The sequence below is a fragment of the Pseudomonas sp. SDO524_S393 genome (genome assembly GCF_054071875.1).
In genome coordinates this window covers 33,328-52,067 of the sequence record NZ_JBSVVZ010000033.1, presented here as the reverse complement: position 1 = coordinate 52,067, position 18,740 = coordinate 33,328, and the positions used below count along the sequence as shown (strand labels likewise).

General features: G+C 63.0%; 17 protein-coding genes. 11 read left to right on the top strand and 6 right to left on the bottom strand.

Features of this window, described 5'->3' with window-relative positions; all coding sequences use genetic code 11:
* Positions 1–141: 141 nt before the first annotated feature.
* Positions 142–1,824, top strand: coding sequence for an ABC transporter ATP-binding protein/permease (locus tag ACW9IB_RS16270; RefSeq protein ID WP_457414456.1), 1,683 nt, complete (start codon positions 142–144; stop codon positions 1,822–1,824).
* Between the two features lie 161 nt (positions 1,825–1,985).
* Positions 1,986–2,855, top strand: a complete 870-nt coding sequence (locus tag ACW9IB_RS16265; protein WP_457368793.1) for an isocitrate lyase/PEP mutase family protein — start codon at positions 1,986–1,988, stop codon at positions 2,853–2,855.
* 30 nt (positions 2,856–2,885) lie between these two features.
* Here the strand turns inward: ACW9IB_RS16265 and ACW9IB_RS16260 are convergent, their stop codons facing one another.
* The 3 genes from ACW9IB_RS16260 to ACW9IB_RS16250 form a co-directional block, all read right to left on the bottom strand.
* Entirely contained in the window at positions 2,886–4,211 is a 1,326-nt protein-coding gene (locus ACW9IB_RS16260) for an LLM class flavin-dependent oxidoreductase (RefSeq protein WP_457414454.1), read from the bottom strand.
* 89 nt (positions 4,212–4,300) lie between these two features.
* Positions 4,301–5,056 carry an SDR family NAD(P)-dependent oxidoreductase gene (locus tag ACW9IB_RS16255; protein WP_457368791.1) on the bottom strand — a complete coding sequence of 252 codons (756 nt, stop codon included), beginning with the start codon at positions 5,054–5,056 and terminating at the stop codon, positions 4,301–4,303.
* A gap of 150 nt (positions 5,057–5,206) precedes the next feature.
* Entirely contained in the window at positions 5,207–6,103 is an 897-nt protein-coding gene (locus ACW9IB_RS16250) for an AraC family transcriptional regulator N-terminal domain-containing protein (protein ID WP_457414452.1), read from the bottom strand.
* Positions 6,104–6,223: 120 nt separating this feature from the next.
* On the opposite strand from ACW9IB_RS16250, the gene ACW9IB_RS16245 reads away from it, so the two are divergent.
* From ACW9IB_RS16245 to ACW9IB_RS16235, 3 genes are all read left to right on the top strand, one after another.
* Positions 6,224–6,628 carry a DUF305 domain-containing protein gene (locus ACW9IB_RS16245; RefSeq protein ID WP_457414451.1) on the top strand — a complete coding sequence of 135 codons (405 nt, stop codon included), beginning with the start codon at positions 6,224–6,226 and terminating at the stop codon, positions 6,626–6,628.
* A 20-nt stretch (positions 6,629–6,648) separates the two neighbouring features.
* Entirely contained in the window at positions 6,649–8,121 is a 1,473-nt protein-coding gene (locus tag ACW9IB_RS16240) for a YncE family protein (RefSeq protein WP_457414450.1), read from the top strand.
* A 116-nt stretch (positions 8,122–8,237) separates the two neighbouring features.
* Positions 8,238–9,011 (top strand): SDR family NAD(P)-dependent oxidoreductase, encoded by a 774-nt coding sequence (locus ACW9IB_RS16235; RefSeq protein WP_457368787.1) that lies wholly within the window; start codon positions 8,238–8,240, stop codon positions 9,009–9,011.
* Here ACW9IB_RS16235 and ACW9IB_RS16230 read toward each other — a convergent pair.
* Positions 8,996–9,943 (bottom strand): LysR family transcriptional regulator, encoded by a 948-nt coding sequence (locus ACW9IB_RS16230; protein WP_457368786.1) that lies wholly within the window; start codon positions 9,941–9,943, stop codon positions 8,996–8,998. The genes ACW9IB_RS16235 and ACW9IB_RS16230 overlap by 16 nt on opposite strands.
* A 385-nt stretch (positions 9,944–10,328) precedes the next feature.
* Between ACW9IB_RS16230 and ACW9IB_RS16225 the strand changes: the two genes are divergently transcribed.
* Positions 10,329–11,651, top strand: a complete 1,323-nt coding sequence (locus tag ACW9IB_RS16225) for an OprD family porin (protein WP_457414447.1) — start codon at positions 10,329–10,331, stop codon at positions 11,649–11,651.
* On the opposite strand, the gene ACW9IB_RS16220 is transcribed toward ACW9IB_RS16225, so the two are convergent.
* Positions 11,652–12,134 carry a winged helix-turn-helix transcriptional regulator gene (locus ACW9IB_RS16220; protein ID WP_457414446.1) on the bottom strand — a complete coding sequence of 161 codons (483 nt, stop codon included), beginning with the start codon at positions 12,132–12,134 and terminating at the stop codon, positions 11,652–11,654.
* 108 nt (positions 12,135–12,242) lie between these two features.
* Between ACW9IB_RS16220 and fabF the strand changes: the two genes are divergently transcribed.
* The 3 genes from fabF (at position 12,243) to ACW9IB_RS16205 (ending at position 16,285) form a co-directional block, all read left to right on the top strand.
* A complete protein-coding gene (gene fabF / locus ACW9IB_RS16215; protein WP_457414445.1) occupies positions 12,243–13,511 on the top strand; it encodes a beta-ketoacyl-ACP synthase II in 1,269 nt (422 codons plus the stop codon).
* 64 nt (positions 13,512–13,575) lie between these two features.
* Positions 13,576–13,956: a RidA family protein gene (locus ACW9IB_RS16210; RefSeq protein WP_457368782.1), complete on the top strand. Its 381-nt coding sequence runs from the start codon at positions 13,576–13,578 to the stop codon at positions 13,954–13,956.
* A gap of 349 nt (positions 13,957–14,305) precedes the next feature.
* A complete protein-coding gene (locus ACW9IB_RS16205) occupies positions 14,306–16,285 on the top strand; it encodes a peptidase U32 family protein (protein WP_457368683.1) in 1,980 nt (659 codons plus the stop codon).
* Here the strand turns inward: ACW9IB_RS16205 and ACW9IB_RS16200 are convergent.
* Positions 16,263–17,165 (bottom strand): DMT family transporter, encoded by a 903-nt coding sequence (locus tag ACW9IB_RS16200; protein WP_457414443.1) that lies wholly within the window; start codon positions 17,163–17,165, stop codon positions 16,263–16,265. The two genes, ACW9IB_RS16205 and ACW9IB_RS16200, sit on opposite strands and share 23 nt — an antisense overlap.
* Positions 17,166–17,274: 109 nt before the next feature.
* Between ACW9IB_RS16200 and ACW9IB_RS16195 the strand changes: the two genes are divergently transcribed.
* Both ACW9IB_RS16195 and ACW9IB_RS16190 read left to right on the top strand, forming a co-directional pair.
* Entirely contained in the window at positions 17,275–17,715 is a 441-nt protein-coding gene (locus tag ACW9IB_RS16195) for an Lrp/AsnC family transcriptional regulator (protein WP_457414442.1), read from the top strand.
* A 100-nt stretch (positions 17,716–17,815) separates the two neighbouring features.
* Positions 17,816–18,676: an NAD(P)H-binding protein gene (locus tag ACW9IB_RS16190; RefSeq protein WP_457414441.1), complete on the top strand. Its 861-nt coding sequence runs from the start codon at positions 17,816–17,818 to the stop codon at positions 18,674–18,676.
* The last annotated feature ends 64 nt before the right edge of the window (positions 18,677–18,740 follow it).

Below are 18,740 nucleotides of genomic sequence, written 5' to 3'. Positions count from 1 at the left end.
GGCCTGCTGGAGCCAGTCTGGAAATTCGATAACGGGTCTCCCGTGACTTTCCCTAATGAATGCAAGCGATTAGCATTGGGGATCCTATCCTCCCTCCCCTGCAAACTCAACGTCGCAAGCGACCGGACTTCTTCAGCCCCCATGCATACACTTCGCAATTTCTGGCGCCTGGCACGACCTTTCTGGACATCCGAACAGAAGTACCCGGCCCTGTTGTTGCTGTTGGCCACCGTGCTGATGAACCTGTGCCTGGTGGGGGTGAACATCCTCAACAACTTCTGGAACCTGCATTTTTATAACGCCTTGCAGGACAAGGATTACCCGGGTTTCCTGCTCGGCGGCCTGCAATTCATCCTGCTGCAGGTCGGCCTGGCGACATTCACCGTGGGCGCCTATCACTTCCAGCAGAAGCTCACGTTGCTGTGGCGGCGCTGGTCCACGCGGCACCTGCTGGACCAGTGGCTGAACGACCAGCGCTACCAGAAGCTCAAGCTGACCGAAACCGATGTGGACAACCCCGACCAGCGCATCGCCGAAGACGTGGACCTGTTTATCATCAAGTCCCTCAAGCTGAGCCTGGGCTTGCTGACCGCCGTGGTCTCGCTGTTTTCGTTCCTGAATATCCTGTGGCAGGCCTCGGACCTGGTGAGCATCCCCGTGGGTGAACATACCCTGGTCATCCCGGGTTTGCTGGTCTGGGTGGCGATTGTCTATGCCCTGCTGGGCACCGGGTTCGCGTTCTGGCTGGGCCGCGCGTTGCCCCACTTGAACTTCATGCAGCAACGGCGTGAGGCGGACTTTCGTTTTGCGCTGATGCGCTTGCGGGAAAACGCCGACTCGGTCGCGCAGTACCGGGGCGAGGCCGTGGAAAACCAGCGTTTCAACCAGCGCCTGGAAGCGGCGTTGCAGAACTTCTGGGTGCTGGTGAAAAAGCAGAAGCTGATGATGGGTTACTCCACCTTCTACTTGCGCAGCGCCACGGTGATTCCGATGTTCGTGATGGCGCCGCAGTTTTTTGCCGGGGCCTTTACCCTGGGCCGCCTGACCCAGATCAGCGCGGCCTTTGGCGAAGTGCATGCGGCGATTGCCTACCTGGTGGGGGTGTTTCCGGAACTGGCCGAATGGAAATCGGTGATCGACCGCTTGATCGGCTTCCAGCGGCGCCTGGACACCGTCAAGGTCAAGTCCGAGGTGGTGCTGAGCCAACAGACCGGCGACCTGCACATCCGCAACCTGGACATCTGGCTGCCCAATGGCCGACGCCTGCTGGAGGGCTTCAACCTGAGCCTCAAGCCCGGTGACAGCCTGTTGATCAGCGCGCCCTCGGGTTTTGGCAAGTCGACGCTGATCCGTGCGATCACGAGCATCTGGCACCACGCCCGGGGTACGGCGAGCTATGACCTGGCGCAGTCGCTGACGCTGGCGCAAAAAACCTACCTGCCCCTGGGCAGCCTGCGCGAAGCGCTGTGGTACCCCAACCCGCCTCGCCCTGCGGAAGATGAAGCCATGATTCACGCCATGGCGCTTGTTGGCCTGCAGCATTTGAGTGAACAATTGGATCAGGAACGCGACTGGGCCCAGTCCCTGAGCGTGGGGGAACAACAACGCTGTGCCTTCGTGCGCGCCCTGCTGGCACGCCCGGCGGTGCTGTTTCTGGATGAGAGCAGTTCAGCGCTGGATGCGGCGAACGAGTCGGTCTGCTACCAATTGCTCAAGCAGCAGCTGCCGGACACCATCCTGATCAGCGTGGGCCACAATGCCTCGCTGCGACGGTTCCATCAGCAGGTGCTGGAGCTGGCCGAACCGCTCAAAGACCTGGCTTGACTGCCGGCGGCGCGGGAACACGCCATGTGATTGGCGCATAGCCCATTCTCAAACGTCATAATCCCCGGTTTTAGCGCGTGGTAGTCTTGCGCAACCAAGACTTGCATAACTATGAACAGGCATTGATCGTACGTCGACAATGGCCAGAACCAGGAAAGATCATGTCAAAAATGTCTCACTCGGCGCTTCGTCGCAAATTTCGTGAATTGCTCGCCACCCGGATGTGCGTCGAAACCGCCTCGGTGTTCGACCCGATGTCGGCGCGCATCGCCGCCGACCTGGGTTTTGAAGTCGGTATCCTGGGCGGCTCCGTCGCCTCGTTGCAGGTGCTGGCGGCACCGGATTTCGCGCTGATCACGTTGAGTGAGTTCGTTGAACAGGCCACCCGCATCGGTCGCGTGGCCCAACTGCCCTTCATCGCCGACGCCGACCACGGCTACGGCAACGCGCTGAACGTGATGCGCACCGTCGAAGAACTGGAACGCGCCGGTGTGGCGGCCCTGACCATCGAAGACACGCTGCTGCCGGCGCAGTTTGGCCGCAAGTCCACCGACCTCATCTCCATCGACGAGGGCATCGGCAAGGTCAAGGCGGCGCTCGAAGCACGGGTCGACCCTGAGCTGTCGATCATCGCGCGTACCAACGCCGGCGTATTGCCCACCAGCGCGGTCATCGAACGTACCAAAGCCTATGAAAAAGCCGGCGCCGACGGTATCTGCATGGTCGGTGTCGCCGATTTCGATCACCTGGAGCAGATTTCGGCCAACCTCACCGTGCCGCTGATGCTGGTGACCTACGGCAACCCGAAACTCAACGACAGCCAGCGCCTGGCCGACCTGGGTGTGCGGGTGGTGGTGGCCGGGCACGGCGCCTACTTCGCCTCGATCAAGGCGACCTACGACAGCCTGCGCGCCCAGCGCAACGTCACCCACACCACCTCGAACCTCAGCGCCACCGAACTGACCCACACCTATACGCTGCCGGAAAGCTACGTGGCGTGGGCCGAAGAGTTCATGAACGTCAAAGAGTAAGCCGGCCCCTGGCGTACTAGCTGCCAACGGTCAGGGGAAGAAGCGATTCCCCGGCCGTGGCAATCCGAGGTTTTCACGCAATGTGGTGCCCTCGTATTCACGCCGGAAAATCCCCCGTGCCTGTAGCTCCGGCACCACCTTGTCGACGAAGTCATCGAGCCCGCCGGGCAACCACGGGAACATGATGTTGAAGCCGTCGCTGCCCTCTTCCTCCAGCCACTGTTGCATCTCGTCGGCGATGCTGTGGGCCGTGCCCACGAACGAAAGCCCGGCATAGCCGCCCAGGCGTTGCGCCAGTTGGCGTACGGTCAGTTGTTCGCGGTCGGCCAGTGCCAGGACCCGCTCGCGGGCGCTCTGGCTGCCGTTGGTGGGCGGGATATCGGGCAGGTACTTATCGGGATCGAATGCCGACGCATCCGTGCCCAGGGCCACCGACAGCGACGCGATTGCGCTCTGCTCGTGCACCAGACTGTCAAGGTGGGCGCGTGTACGGCGTGCTTGTTCCAGCGTGTCACCCACCACCACAAAGGCGCCGGGCAGGATCTTCAGGTGATCCGGCTGGCGCCCGATCAGGCGCATGCGTTGCTTGATGTCGGCGTAGAACCTGCGCCCCTCCTCCAGCGTGCCGGGTGCCACGAAGATCACTTCGGCGGTTTCGGCGGCCAACTGGCGCCCGGGCTCGGACGAACCCGCCTGCACGATCACCGGCCAGCCCTGCACCGGCCGCGCGATATGCAGCGGGCCACGCACGTTCAGGTAGCGGCCCTGGTGATCGAGGGTATGCAGCTTGTCGGGGTCGAAGTAGACGCCGCTTTCGGCGTCACGAATAAACGCATCATCCGCCCAGCTGTCCCAGAGCCCGGTGACGACATCGTAGAACTCCCGCGCCCGGGCATATCGCTCGTCATGGGAATGTGCCTCCGTGAGGCCGAAGTTCAGCGCCGCATCGGGGTTGGCGGTGGTGACGATATTCCAACCGGCGCGGCCGTTGCTCAGGTGGTCCAGCGAGGCAAAGCGCCGCGCGATATGAAACGGCTCGTCATAGGTGGTCGAAGCCGTCGCCACCAGGCCGATATGCTCGGTAGCCTGGCTCAGGGCCGACAGCAAGGTGAAGGGTTCGAAGGACGTCGCCGTGTGGCTGCGCTTCAAGGCCTCGGTGGGCATATTCAGCAGGGCCAGGTGGTCGGCCATGAAAAACGCGTCGAAACGGGCTTTTTCCAGGGTCTGTGCGAAACGCTTGAGGTGGGAGAAGTTGAAATTGGCGTCGCGAAAGGCGCCCGGATAGCGCCAGGCACCGGTATGAATACTGGCTGGGCGCATGAACGCGCCCAGCTTGAGTTGGCGTTGAACGGTCATGGAGCACCCTCTGAATAAAGGGCTCCAGCATTGGTGGCGAGGACGTTCCCTGTCCAATAATCAAACGTGCTGGCTTATGCCTTCAGGGCTCAGATGCCCTGACCACCGGACACTTCGATGCGCTGCGCGTTGACCCAGCGGTTGTCGGGTGACAGCAGCCCGGCAATCATCGGGCCGATATCGTCCGGCACACCGGCGCGGCCCAGGGCGGTCATGTCGGCGAAGAGTTTGTTCACCTCCGGGTTGTCGCGCACGGCGCCGCCGCCAAAATCGGTCTCGATCGCGCCCGGTGCCACGGTGTTCACCGCAATGCCGCGCGCGCCGAACTCCTTGGCCATGTACACCGACAACACCTCGACCGCCGCCTTGACCGCCGCATAGGCGGCATAGCCGGCGAATGACACGCGGGTCAGCCCCGAGGACAGGTTGACGATACGGCCACCGTCCGCGATCACGGGCAGCAGGGCCTGGGTGAGGAAGAACACGCCCTTGAGATGCACATTCACCAGGCCGTCGAACTGCGCTTCGGTGGTGTGCTCGATCAAGGCGTAGTCGCCGTGGCCGGCGTTGTTCACCAGGTGATCGAAACTGTCACGCTGCCAGGTGTCGCGCAGGGCGTTGCGCAGTGCGCTGGCGAAAGCGGCAAAGCCGCTGACATCGCCGGTGTCCAGGGGCAACGCGACGGCCTTGCGGCCCAGGGCCTGGATCTCGGCGACCACGGCCAGGGCGTCTTCGGCGCGGCGCTGGTAAGTGATGACAACATCACCGCCGTGGCGGGCAATGCTGAGTGCGGTGTTCCGGCCAAGGCCGCGGCTGGCGCCGGTTACGAGGGTGATCTGGGTCATGGCACAGCTCCTGATGGGGTGTGCCGCCATGATAGAAAGCCACTGCGTCCCAGGCGTTGCCGAAACGTGCCGGTTGTTTGCCCATTCCGACCAACCCTGCGCCTGTTTTCAACGCAGCATCACCGAGTATCAAGGCTTTTCGTACAGAGCCTAAGCCGAGGCTCTGGCCCAGTCCTTCACCGATTCCACGTCCTTGATCGGCGGCAGGCCGAACATCCGGGCGTATTCGCGGTTGAACTGCGACACGCTTTCATAGCCGACATTGAACGCCGCGCTGCTGGCCGAGGCGCCTTCGGACATCATCAAGCGACGTGCCTCGATCAACCGCAGGTTCTTCTGGAACTGCAACGGCGACAACGAGGTGACCGCGCGAAAGTGCCGATGGAACGACGACGGACTCATCCCCGCCGCTGCCGCCAGGCGCTCCACCGGCAGCGCCTGCCGGTAGTCGGCGCGCAGCACCGCCACCGCCCGCGCCACCCGGTGCGCCTGGCCGTCGGCCAAGCCGAGGCGAAGGATCGCGGCGCCGTGGCGTCCGGCGAGCAACCAATAGTGCAACTCACGCACCAGCTGCGCATGCAGCACCGGGGCCGACGCGGGAAACTCCAGCAAGCGCATCAGGCGCAACGCCGTATCGGCCACTTGCTCATCGATGCGCTCGGCGGCCTTGACCTGAAGGCCCGTGGACGCCTGCTGCGGCTTCATCTGCAACGACAGCTCGGCGATCACTGCCGCATCCAGGTTCAACACGATAGACAGGTACGGCGCCTCGACGCTGGCCCGGGTGATCTGGCTTACGGTGGGCACGTCGGCGGTCACCAGCAACGAATCCCCGGCCTCGAAGGTAAAGGTCTCGGTACCGAGGGTCACGTCCTTGGTGCCTTGCAGCACCAGGCACACCAGCGGGTTGGGCATGTCGTGCAGCAACCCGCTCGGGGCGGTGCAACGAATGGTGGTCAAGCCGGGGATCGGGGTCTGGGCCACGCCCGCCGGGTTGGCGTTGGCCTCGACGTAACGGCGAACGGCGTCGAGCAGGTTTTCGGTCATGGGGGTGTCATCCGTTCTCGGTCAGGGCAGGCAGCGAGTGAACATACTGGCGCAAGCCAGGGTGGAATAGAAGTCGTCGGCGTGCGTCGTACCGGGCACCTCCATTCAGGGAATCCTCTTATGGGAATCTTCCGCTCCCCCACGCAAGGCCCAGCCGTTGTGCTGTGCGGTTTGTCCGGCGTGCTGTTTTCTGTCTTGGCCCACGCCGCGCCACCGGCCCACGAAGCCGCGTTCATCGACGAAAACAACGCCGCCATGACCCGCATGATGACCGGCATGGACGCGCCCCCCACCGGCGATATCGACCGCGATTTCGTCACCTCGATGACGGCTCACCACCAGGGCGCCATCGACATGGCCGTGACCTTGCTCAAGTACGGCAAGAACGAACAACTGCGGCGCCTGGCCCAGGAAATCATCGTGGAACAGCAGCAAGAGATCGCGGCCATGCGCCTGGCCGTGGGCGACCCGCCGCCACCGCCTGCACCCGCCCCCACCCAAACACCCGCCGTCCCCGCGAATTGACCTTACACAAGGAAATCTGCATGAAACGTTCAACGCTGACACTGTCCCTGCTGAACCTCGCCCTGATCGCCTGCGCCACCGGCAGTTTTGCCGGGCAGATTCCCGGCAAGGCCTCTGCCCCGGACATTCCGATCACCCACCAGGACCGGCTCTACGCGGCGGAACAGTATTCGAACACGGTGTCGGTGGTCGACCCGGTCGACAACAAGCTGTTGGGCGTGATCAGCCTGGGCGACCCGCAACCCGGCAACCTCAGCCCGCTGTACCGCGGCGAAGTGCTGGTGCACGGCATGGGCTTTTCGCCGGACCACAAGACCCTGGCAGTGGTGTCCATCGGCACGAACTCAGTGTCGTTCATCGACACCGAGACCAATACCGTCAAGCACAAAACCTACGTTGGCCGCGCGCCCCACGAGGCGTTTTTCACCCCCGACGGCAAGGACGTCTGGGTGACGGTGCGCGGCGAGGACTATGTGTCGGTGATCGACGCCAAGACCTACCAGGAAAAAACCCGCATCAAGACCCAGGCGGGCCCGGGCATGCAGATATTTTCCCCGGACGGCAAATACGGTTATGTGTGCTCCTCCTTCAACCCCTTGACTGAAATCTTCACCGTGGCCGACCACAAGAAAGTCGGTGAAGTGCAGCAGGCCAGCCCGTTCTGCCCGAACATCGCCGCTTCCGCCGACGGCAAGCAGGTGTGGTTCACCCTCAAGGACATCGGCAAGGCCCAGGTCTTCAGCGCCACACCGCCGTTCACCCTGCTCAAGACCCTGGACATCGGCCCGATCGCCAACCACGTCAACCTGGTGAAAAACGCCAAGGGCTCGTTTGCCTACATCACCGTCGGCGGCCTGAATGAGGTGCAGGTGTACCGCACCGATACCTTTGAAAAAATCGCCACCGTCAAGGTGGGTCGCCTGCCCCACGGCATCTGGCCGTCGGGGGATGGCACGCGGATCTATGTGGGCCTGGAGAACGATGACGCCTTCGCCGTGATCGACACCCTGACCAACCAACTGATCGGCGACAACATCGCCATCGGCCAGGCGCCGCAAGCCATCGCTTATGTGCCGAATGCCGTGACCCGGGGCGCCGGCACCGACAACCTCAAGCCGTTGGGCGTGGCGGGCCAGGCGTTGCACCTGGGTTTGCAAAGCATTGGCCAGGCCACCGGGCAACCCGCCACCAGCGTCACGCTGTTCAGCCAGGGGCTGACCCAAGTGCTGCAAGCCGGCGTGACTGGCCTGGAGCCGAAACAGCCGTACACCCTGGCATTGGCGCCCAATGCCGATGGCAGCGGCAAGCTTGAACCGTTGCTGGCGTTCATGACCAACCCGGCGGGCGCCGCCGTGGTATCCACCGTGGGCCCTATCCGCCAGATCGTCCAGGGCGACGGACCGGAACAGCGCCGGTTCCTGGTGATTGTCGACGGCAAGCCGGAGCAACCGGGAGCGTTACGCCAGGTTCAAAGCCAGAGCGCTCAACAATGAACCCAAGGTTAATGACTCACTGAGGATTGCGTGGATTATCGAGGGTAATCCTGCGCCGTAACCTGTGCCCATAGCGCAAGCACACCGCCTTGCGCAGCACATGAACGGAGATTGCCATGACCTCATCCACTCCACGCCAACTCGAAGGTAAAGTCGCGCTGATCACCGGTGCCAGTTCCGGCATCGGTCGGGCGGCGGCCATCGTGCTGGCCCAGCGCGGTGCGAAGATCGTTGCCGCCGCCCGCCGCCAGAGCGAACTGGACGAGGTGGTCGCTGAGATCACCGCCAACGGCGGGATCGCCGCGTCCATCGTGGTCGACGTGACCCGTGAAGCCGACATCATCGCCATGGTCAAGTTTGCCGTGGACACCTACGGCAAACTCGACATCGCCTTCAACAATGCCGGGACCGAAGGCGTGTTCGCGCCGCTGGTCGAGCAGGACAACGCACGCTTCGACCTGGTGTTCGAGCCCAATGTGCGCGGGGTCTTCAACTGCATGAAGCACGAAGCCAGGGTCATGCTGGAACAAGGCTTCGGCAGCATCATCAACAACGCGTCCATGGGCGGCGTAATCGGCTTTGACAGCGCCGCGCTGTACATCGCCAGCAAACACGCGGTGGTGGGCATGACCAAGACAGCGTCCATCGAGTGGTTCAAACAGGGTGTGCGCGTGAACGCGTTGTGCCCGGGACTGATCGAAACACCGTTCCATCACCGCGGGATCTGGCCGTCGGTGGAAGCCCAGCATGCGTTCGCCGCCGGCACGCCGGCCAGCCGCTTCGGCAGCGCCGAAGAAATGGCGACCGTGGTGGCGTTTCTCGGTTCCGAAGACTCAAGCTACGTGTCTGGCCATGCCTTGTTGGCGGACGGCGGCTACTCGATAGCCTGACGGTTGCGCTGCTGAAAGAAGTCGATGAATGCCCGGAGCTTGCCGGGCATTTGCGCACGGTTGGCGTAATACAGGTGGAAGGTCTCGGCGGGCTCGGCGTACTGCTCCAGCAGCGGCACCAACTGGCCGCTGCGGATTTCCGCTTCGGCGAATGGCCGGAACACCATGGCCACCCCGCAGCCCTGGCGCGCCGCCGACAACGTGGTGCGCATCTCATCCAGCACCAGGCGTCCCTTTACGTCGATCTTGACGTTGGCCTGGCCAATGCGAAAGATCCAGTCCATGAACGGCCCGCGGCTGCTCAGGCGCTGACGGATGCAGTCATGGGCCAGCAAATCCTCAGGGGTGTTCAACGGCGCCGAGTGTTTCAAATAGTGCGGCGTGGCCACCACCACCATCGGCTGTGATGCACCCAGCGGCACCGCGATCATGTCGCGTTGCAGGGCCTGGCCCAGGCGGATTCCCGCATCAAACCCTTCGCCCACGATGTCGCTGAGCGTGTTGTCTACCGCGATATCCAGGGTGATGTCCGGGTACTGCGCAAGAAACGCCGCCATATGGGGCTCGATCAGCGAGGCGTAGGCCACGTAGGAGCTGTTGATCTTCAAGGCGCCGTACGGTCGGGTGGCGGTGTCGTGTACCTGCTGCACCGAAAAGCGGATCTGTTCCAGCGCGGGCGCCAGGGTATCGAGCAACTGGGTGCCGGACTCGGTCAGCGCCACGCTGCGGGTGGTGCGGTTGAACAGCCGCACGCCCAATTGCGCTTCCAGTTGCTTGATGGTCTTGGACATGGCGGTGGGCGTGACGTCCAGCTCGGCTGCGGCCCGGGCGAAGTTCATGTGGCGCGCCACGCACTCGAACGCGATCAGCGCCGGCAGGTGCACCGGGCGGGCGCCGGGAATGGCCTCGGGCAAGGTGGACTTCATGCTCATGCAGCGTCTCGAAGGTTTCAGCCAGGGGGGTCGCAGCATAAGTGAGTTCAACTGAGCCGCCCACTGAAAAGACCGGACGCGTAAAAAATCCGCCGCAGATCCTGCGGCGGCAACCAAAGGTTTTTGTCGAAGCAGAGCGGCCAGGACCCGCCCAACGCTACACCCGGCATCGATTAAAAATAGTGAAGTTTAATTAATCGAGTTTAATCCCGGACCTGGCTGCAGCCCGCGCAGACTGGGCATAGAATCGATTTCGACAACCACGTCGAACAGAATAAAAACTCAACGCTCCCAGCTGAAAAACCTGCCCATAAAACCCTTTGCAGCACCCAACAAAGTGCAGTGTTTCTGTGCGCGCTCAACGTATTCCGGGGAAATGAACAACATGCTTAAACAGTGCAGTCTGTTAACACTGGCGGTGTGCGCCAGCCTCAGTCAAACGGCGTTTGCCGAGTCCGTCACCGACCAGGCCGAATCCAAGGGATTTATCGACGGCAGCAGCGTCACCGGGCTGTTGCGTAACTATTATTTCGACCGCGACCGGCAAAGCGGCAAGGCCGACAACCGCGACTGGACCCAAGGCGCGATGCTCAACTACGCCTCGGGCTTCACCCAGGGCACTATCGGGTTTGGCGTGGATGCCTACGCCTATGGCGCGATGAAGCTCGACGCTACCCACGCCGATGCTGGCACCGGCGACCTGCCGACCGACCGCCATGGTGACCCCCAGGACGGTTACGGCTCGGTGGGCGCAGCAGTCAAGATCAAAGTCTCCAGGACCCAGCTGAAATTCGGCGACCTGCAGCCCACCGCGCCGGTGTTCGCCACCGGCGGTACGCGGATCCTGCCGCAGACCGCCACCGGCTTCGATCTGACCAGCAGCGAGATTGCCGGCCTGGACCTGGAAGCCGGGCACTTCACCAGCACCAACAGCGGCATGACCAGCAACCATGACCACGACATCTATGCGACCTACGCCAACGTCGCGGCCAACAGTGCAAGTTTTGTCGGCGGCAAATACACCTTCACTCCGTCGTTGAGTGCAACGCTGTATGCGGGCGAACTGGAAGATATCTGGCGCCAGTACTACACCAACCTCAACTATGTGCTCCCGCTGGGCCACGACCAGTCGCTGGCACTGGACGGCAACCTGTACCGCACCCTCGACACCGGCAGCGCCAAGGCCGGTGCGATCAACAACACCACGTATTCGCTGGCAGCGGCCTATTCGTTCCTGACCGCTCACACACTGACGCTGTCGTTCCAGAAGGTGCATGGCGATACGCCGTTCGACTACATCGGCACCGGCAACAACGGCGCCGGCGAAGGTGGCGACTCGGTGTACCTGGCCAACTCGATTCAATGGGGTGACTTCAACGGCCCGGGCGAGCAGTCCTGGGGCATTCGTTATGACCTGAACATGGCCAGCTACGGCGTGCCGGGCCTGAGCTTCATGACCCGCTACGTGAATGGCTCGGACATCAACGGCACCCACACCCCGGCCAATAGCGCTTATGTGGGTGATTACGGCGCCGACGGCGATCACCACGAGACCGATGTGGAGGCCAAGTACGTGCTGCAAAGCGGCCCGGCGAAAAACCTGTCGCTGCGGGTGCGCGACGCCATCGTGTCATCGAATGCCGATCAGCGTGACGGCAAGCTCAATGAGCTGCGCCTGATCGTCGACTACCCGTTCACCCTGTTGTAATCACTGCGGCGTCGAGCCCAACCGCTGGCGCATCCCCGCGCTGGCGGCCGGGCCGGCCTGCAAGGCGCAATCCTCCAGCGCCACCACCTTCCCTTCGGCATTCACCATCATCGGCTGCACCGCCAGGCCCGTGTCACGCTCCACCAGCGCTACGCTGGTGCCCTCCTCGGCGTAATGCCGATTGCCGAACGCCACCAGCGCCATCAGCACCATGCGCAAATCCTCGCCCCTGGCTGTCGGCACGTACTCATCGCGCGGTGGGCGCTCGCTGTAGGCGCGGCGTTCGAGCATCCCGGCGTGCACCAGCCCGTTCAGGCGGCGGGTCAGCATGTTCGGCGCAATCCCCAGGCTGCGTGAAAACTCGTCGAAACGGCGCAGACCCTGCAAAGCGTCGCGCATGATCAACATGCTCCACCACTCCCCGACCCGCTCCAGGCTGCGGGCGACGGGGCATTCTTCACTCGTGAGGGATTTGCGTTGCATGGCGGTTCCTGCTCGACGGTACACAGTTGTAGGACGCCATGTTACTTTCATGATGATAGTGACGTCCATAGAGTCTGTAACCCTCAATGCAACCGGAGTCGATTGATCATGAGCAAACGTATCGTTGTGACAGGCATGGGCGCGGTGACGCCGCTGGGCGCCAGTGTGGAGTCCACTTGGCAACGTCTGCTGGACGGGCAATCGGGCATTCGTCGCCTGCCGGAGGCGTTGATCGGAGACCTGGCCGTGAGCATCGGTGGCCAGGTGCAAAGCACGTTGCAGGACCCGCAGGCCGGGTTCGATCCTGATCAGCTCCTGGCGGCCAAGGAACAGCGCAAGATGGACCGTTTCATTCTGTTTGCCCTGGCTGCCGCCGATGAGGCGTTGAAGCAGTCCGGCTGGGCACCCGATAGCGTCGAGGCGCAAGAGCGCACCGCCACCATCATCGCCTCCGGCGTGGGCGGCTTTCCGGCGATCGCCGAGGCCGTGCGCACCACCGACAGCAAGGGCCCGCGGCGGCTGTCGCCGTTCACCATTCCGTCATTCCTGAGCAACATGGCCGCCGGGCATGTGTCGATCAATTACGGACTCAAAGGCCCGCTGGGCGCTCCGGTGACCGCTTGCGCGGCGGGTGTGCAGGCGATTGGCGATGCGGCGCGGATGATCCGCGCCGGCGAAGTCGATGTGGCCGTGTGCGGGGGTGCCGAAGCGGCGATTCACCGGGTCAGCCTGGCCGGTTTCGCCGCGGCGCGGGCGTTGTCCAGCGACTTCAACGACACACCCGAGCGGGCGTCGCGGCCATTCGATCAGGCCCGTGACGGTTTCGTCATGGGCGAAGGCGCCGGCATTCTGGTCATCGAATCCCTGGACCACGCCCTGGCCCGTGGCGCGCAGCCCCTCGCCGAATTGGTGGGCTACGGCACCAGCGCCGATGCCTACCACATGACCGCCGGGCCGGAGGATGGCGACGGCGCACGCCGTGCCATGCTGCAAGCGCTGCGCCAGGCCGGGGTGGACGCCGCGCAGGTGCAGTACCTGAACGCCCATGCCACCTCGACGCCAGTGGGCGATAAAGGCGAGCTGGCGGCCATCAGGACCGTTTTCGGCACCCTTGGCCACCCGGCGATCAGCTCGACCAAGTCCGCCACCGGCCACTTGCTGGGCGCTGCGGGCGGCATCGAAGCGATTTTCACCGTGCTTGCCCTGCGTGACCAGATCGCTCCGGTGACCCTGAACCTGGACAACCCGGACGCCCTCGCCGAAGGACTGGACATGGTGCGCGGCCATGCGCGGCCTATGTCGATCGAATACGCGTTGTCCAACGGCTTCGGTTTTGGCGGGGTGAATGCCAGCGTGCTGTTCAAGCGCTGGGCGTAGTTTGCCCCGAGGGATCTTTTCGGGGACCATGGCGCCTTTCTCACTCTGCCAACGAGAGGCGCCCATGGCCAACCACGACCTGCAGTACACCCCGGACCCCGATGCCGACTCGATATCTTCCGACGTGATCGGTTTCAACGGCATCCTGGTTTCCACCCAGATACCGACCCGTGCCGACGGCAGCCTGGAACTGGGCGATATCACCCTGCAAAGCGAATGCACCCTGCAAGCGCTGAAAGTCGCCCTGGAAAAGGCCGGCAGCTCCATGGACCGGGTGATGCACCTGACCATCTACCTCACCGACATGGCCGACCGCGCCGCGTTCAACGAAGTCTACAAGCGCTTTTTCGCCAAGCCCTGGCCAGTACGTGCGGCCGTTGGCGTCGCCGCATTAGCGGTCGACGGCATGCGCGTGGAAGTCACCGCGATGGCCGCCAAGGCCTGAATCGCTGGGGGCGGTGGGTCAGATGACATCCCTGTCAGCCATGCCGCCGTCTTCGAGGCGATGCGGCGACCCGACAAGCCCGCTCCCACATTGGAGTTCTATTGTTGGTAAGACAGTGCCCGGCGCAATGGCCCTGATGACAGCGTTTTCCAGCCACCACCAATCCCCTGTGGGAGCGGGCTTGCCCGCGAAAGCGGCGGGTCAGGCGACATCTCTATCGATTGTGCCGCCGTCTTCACAGCCAAGGCGCATTGCCCCCTCTGAACTGACAGCCCTGCGGTAGATGCCGGTCAGGCATTTCACGGCTACAATGCGCGCCTCGACCGTGACAAGCCTGACTAAAAAAACTATGTCCTTGCCCAAGCATCACCTGGAATTGCTCAGCCCTGCCCGCGATGTCGCCATCGCGCGCGAGGCTATCCTGCATGGCGCCGACGCCGTGTACATTGGCGGCCCAAGCTTCGGCGCGCGCCATAACGCCTGTAACGACGTGAGTGATATCGCGTCTCTGGTGGAATTCGCCCGCCGTTACCACGCGCGCGTGTTCACCACCATCAACACCATTTTGCATGACAACGAGCTGGAGCCAGCGCGCAAGCTGATCCATGAGCTCTACGACGCCGGTGTCGACGCGCTGATCGTGCAGGATCTGGGCGTGATGGAGCTGGATATTCCGCCCATCGAGCTGCATGCCAGCACCCAGACCGACATCCGCACCCTGGCCCGTGCCAAGTTTCTCGACCAGGCCGGTTTCTCGCAGTTGGTATTGGCCCGCGAGCTGAACCTGCAAGAGATCCGCACCATCGCCGAGCAGACCGATGCCGCCATCGAGTTCTTTATCCACGGCGCGCTGTGTGTGGCGTTCTCCGGGCAATGCAACATCTCCCACGCGCAGAACGGTCGCAGCGCCAACCGGGGCGACTGCTCCCAGGCCTGCCGCCTGCCCTACACCTTGAAAGACGATCAGGGCCGCGTCGTAGCCTTCGAAAAACATCTGCTGTCGATGAAGGACAACAACCAGAGCGCCAACCTCCGCGCGCTTGTCGAAGCCGGCGTGCGGTCGTTCAAGATCGAAGGTCGCTACAAGGACATGGGCTATGTGAAGAACATCACCGCCTACTACCGCCAGCGCCTCGACGACATCCTGGAGGACCGCCCGGACCTGGCCCGCGCGTCCAGCGGGCGTACCGCGCACTTCTTCCTGCCCGACCCGGAAAAGACCTTTCACCGTGGCAGCACCGACTATTTCGTCACCGACCGCAAGATCGACATCGGCGCCTTCGACACCCCGACTTTCACCGGCCTGCCGGTGGGTGTGGTGGAGAAAGCCGGCAAGCGCGACCTGCAAGTCGTCACCCATGAGCCGCTGTCCAATGGCGATGGCCTGAACGTGCTGATCAAGCGCGAAGTCGTGGGTTTTCGCGCCAACATCGCCGAGCCCAAAGGCGAGTTCGAAGAAGACGGTCAGAAACGCTACCGCTACCGCGTCGAGCCGAACGAAATGCCGGCAGGCCTGCACCAGCTGCGCCCCAACCACGCGCTGAATCGCAACCTGGACCATAACTGGCAACAGGCGCTGCTCAAGACTTCGTCCGAACGCCGTATCGGCCTGACCTGGGTTGCGCGCCTGCGCGAAGACCAGTTGGACGTGACCGCCACCAGCGAAGAAGGCATCAGCGCCAGCGTCGCCCTGCCCGGCCCGTTCGGCGTAGCCAACAAACCGGAGCAGGCGCTGGACACCCTGCGCGACCTGCTCGGCCAACTGGGCACCACCGAATACCACGCCACCGACATCCGGCTGGATGCGCCGCAGGCGTTCTTCATCCCCAACTCGCAACTCAAGGCGTTGCGCCGCGAAGTGATCGAAGCGCTGACCGCTGCGCGCGTTGCAGCGCATCCGCGCGGTGGCCGCAAAGCCGAAACCACGCCACCGCCGGTGTACCCGGAGGCGCATCTGTCGTTCCTGGCCAACGTGTATAACCAGAAGGCTCGCGACTTCTACCACCGCCACGGGGTGAAGCTGATCGACGCCGCCTTCGAAGCCCACGAAGAAACCGGCGAAGTGCCGGTGATGATCACCAAGCACTGCCTGCGTTTCTCGTTCAACCTGTGTCCCAAACAGGCCAAGGGTGTAACGGGCGTGCGCACCAAGGTCGCACCGATGCAGTTGATCCACGGCGATGAAGTGCTGACCCTGAAGTTCGACTGCAAACCCTGCGAAATGCATGTGGTGGGCAAGATCAAGGGCCATATCCTCGGCCTGCCGCAGCCAGGCAGCACGGTGGAGCATTTCAACCCGGAAAATATCATTTTCCAGGGCACGCACTGACGTTCAGGGAGCGGGGCCACCACCAGCCCCGCTGCAACCCGGCGGCTGCCAGCAGAATCGCCGTCACCCCCAGCCATTGCAGCCAACCCAGCTGGTGACCGAAAGCGATCCAGTCGACGAAGATCGCCGCAATCGGGTAGATGAACGACAGTGCGCCGGTCAGGGCCGTCGGCAGTTTCTGGATCGCGCCGTAGAGCAACACATACATCAAGCCGGTGTGCACCACGCCGAGTGTCACCAACGCCGCCCAGGCGGTGGGCGCGGCAGGCAAACCGTTCCAGGGCACCCAGGGCGCGAGCAGCACAGCCCCGGTCGCAACCTGGATGAACGCCATCAAATGCGGCGGTACCGTCTTCAAGCGCTTGATGATCAATGCGGCAACCGCATACAAGAACGCAGCACCCAATGCCAGCCCGATCCCCGCCAGATAACCTTCAGCACGCGACGAATCACCGTGGGCCGTCACGATCGCCAACATGCCGAGGAACGCCACGCTCAACCACGCGAGCTTCTGCACGGTGATCTTCTCGCTCAGAAATACCGCCGCCAGCATGACCAACATGAACGGCTGCACGTTGTACACCGCCGTGCTGATGGCGATGGACGCATGGGAATAGGACTCGAACAACAGCAGCCAATTGCCGACGATGGCCACGCCGCTGAGCATCGCCAGGCCCAATGAAGTCCGGCTCAGCAAGTCCCGGCGCAGGTAACCCAGCCAGGCGCACACCAGCAGCAAGGCCAGTGCACCGATGACGCAGCGCCAGAACACCACTTCGCGCACCGACACGCCAGATACCAGCACAAACCAGCCAATGGTGCCCGAGATCAGCATGGCGGCGATCATTTCCCACGAACCGCGACGGATAGATGTGTCCACGATTGAAGCTCCTCAAATGAGGCTCCAGTATGGCAATCTGATCGGCAGCGGCTCCAGCGCCTAAACAAGGCCAGCTCGCCAATTGACCTTTATTAATTAGGCAAACACCATGATCGACACCATCGACCAGCAACTGATCGCCGCCCTGATGGACGACTCGCGCCTCTCCCTCAAAGCCCTCGCCGGGATCACCGGGCTGTCTTCGCCCAGCGTCGGCGAGCGCCTGCGCCGCCTGGAAGAACGTGGCGTACTGACCCACTACACCGTCGACATCGACCCCACGCATTTCGGCTACCTGCTGCAAGCCATCGTGCGCATTCGCCCTCTGCCCGGCAAATTGCAGGAAGTGGAACGGCAGATCCAGGCGATTCCCGAGTTCACCGAATGCGACAAGGTCACCGGTGACGACTGTTTTATCGCACGCCTGCATGTGCGCACCATGGAGCACCTGGACAGCCTGCTCGACCGGCTCAATGTGTATGCCGAAACCAATACGGCGATCGTCAAGAAAACCCCGGTGAAACGGCGTTTGCCGCCGCTGGGGGATTAATGACTTGAAGTCACCTTTGTAATGACGGCATGGCTATTTTTGCAGCATTCACCGGTGTTTAAGCTGGGCCTCACTTACAGCAACCACAGGCGTGAACACCATGTATGTCATCACCGGAATCACTGGCAAAGTCGGCGGGGCACTGGCGCGTGAACTGCTCAAGCAAGGCCAAGCCGTACGCGGCGTGGTACGCAATGCGGCCAAAGGCGAAGACTGGAAGAAACTCGGCTGCGAGATTGCGATTGCCGACATGACCGACGCACCGGCACTGACCGAAGCCTTCAAGGGCGCCACCGCGGTGTTTATCCTGCCGCCACCGTGCTTCGACCCCCAGCCGGGCTTCCCCGAGGCCCAGGCGGAAATCGCCGCCATCGTCGAAGCCCTGAAAGCCGCTGCACCGCCCAAAGTGTTGTGCCTGTCGACCATCGGCGCCCAGGCCGCACAGGTGAACCTGCTGACCACCCGCACGATGATGGAGCAGGCCTTGAGCGACCTGGACCTGCCGGTGACCTTTCTGCGACCGGGCTGGTTCATGGAGAACTCGCTGTATGACCTGATTGCCGCCCGCGAGAGCGGTGTGATCAACAGCTTCCTGCAACCGCTGGACAAGGCCGTGCCGATGATCGCCACGGCGGACATCGGCCTGCTCGGCGCCCAACTGATCCAGCAACACTGGAGCGGTCGCCGCGTGGTGGAACTGGAAGGCCCGCAACGCGTGAGCCCCAACGACCTGGCGCTGGCCCTTACGCAGGTGCTGGGGCGCGGCGTCACCGCGCACGTTGTGCCGCGTGACACCTGGGAGCCGCTGTTTCGCGAACAAGGCGCGCAAAACCCGATGCCCCGTATTCGAATGATCGACGGTTTCAACGAGGAATGGATTTGCTTCGAGCATGACCGGGTGTTGAAGGGGCAGACGTCGTTGATCACCGTTTTGCGGGAACTGGCGGCGGCGACCGCCTGACGTATCGAGGTGAACCAACCTGTTGTGGCGAGCGGATTTGCCCGCTCGTCACCGTTTGGGGCAA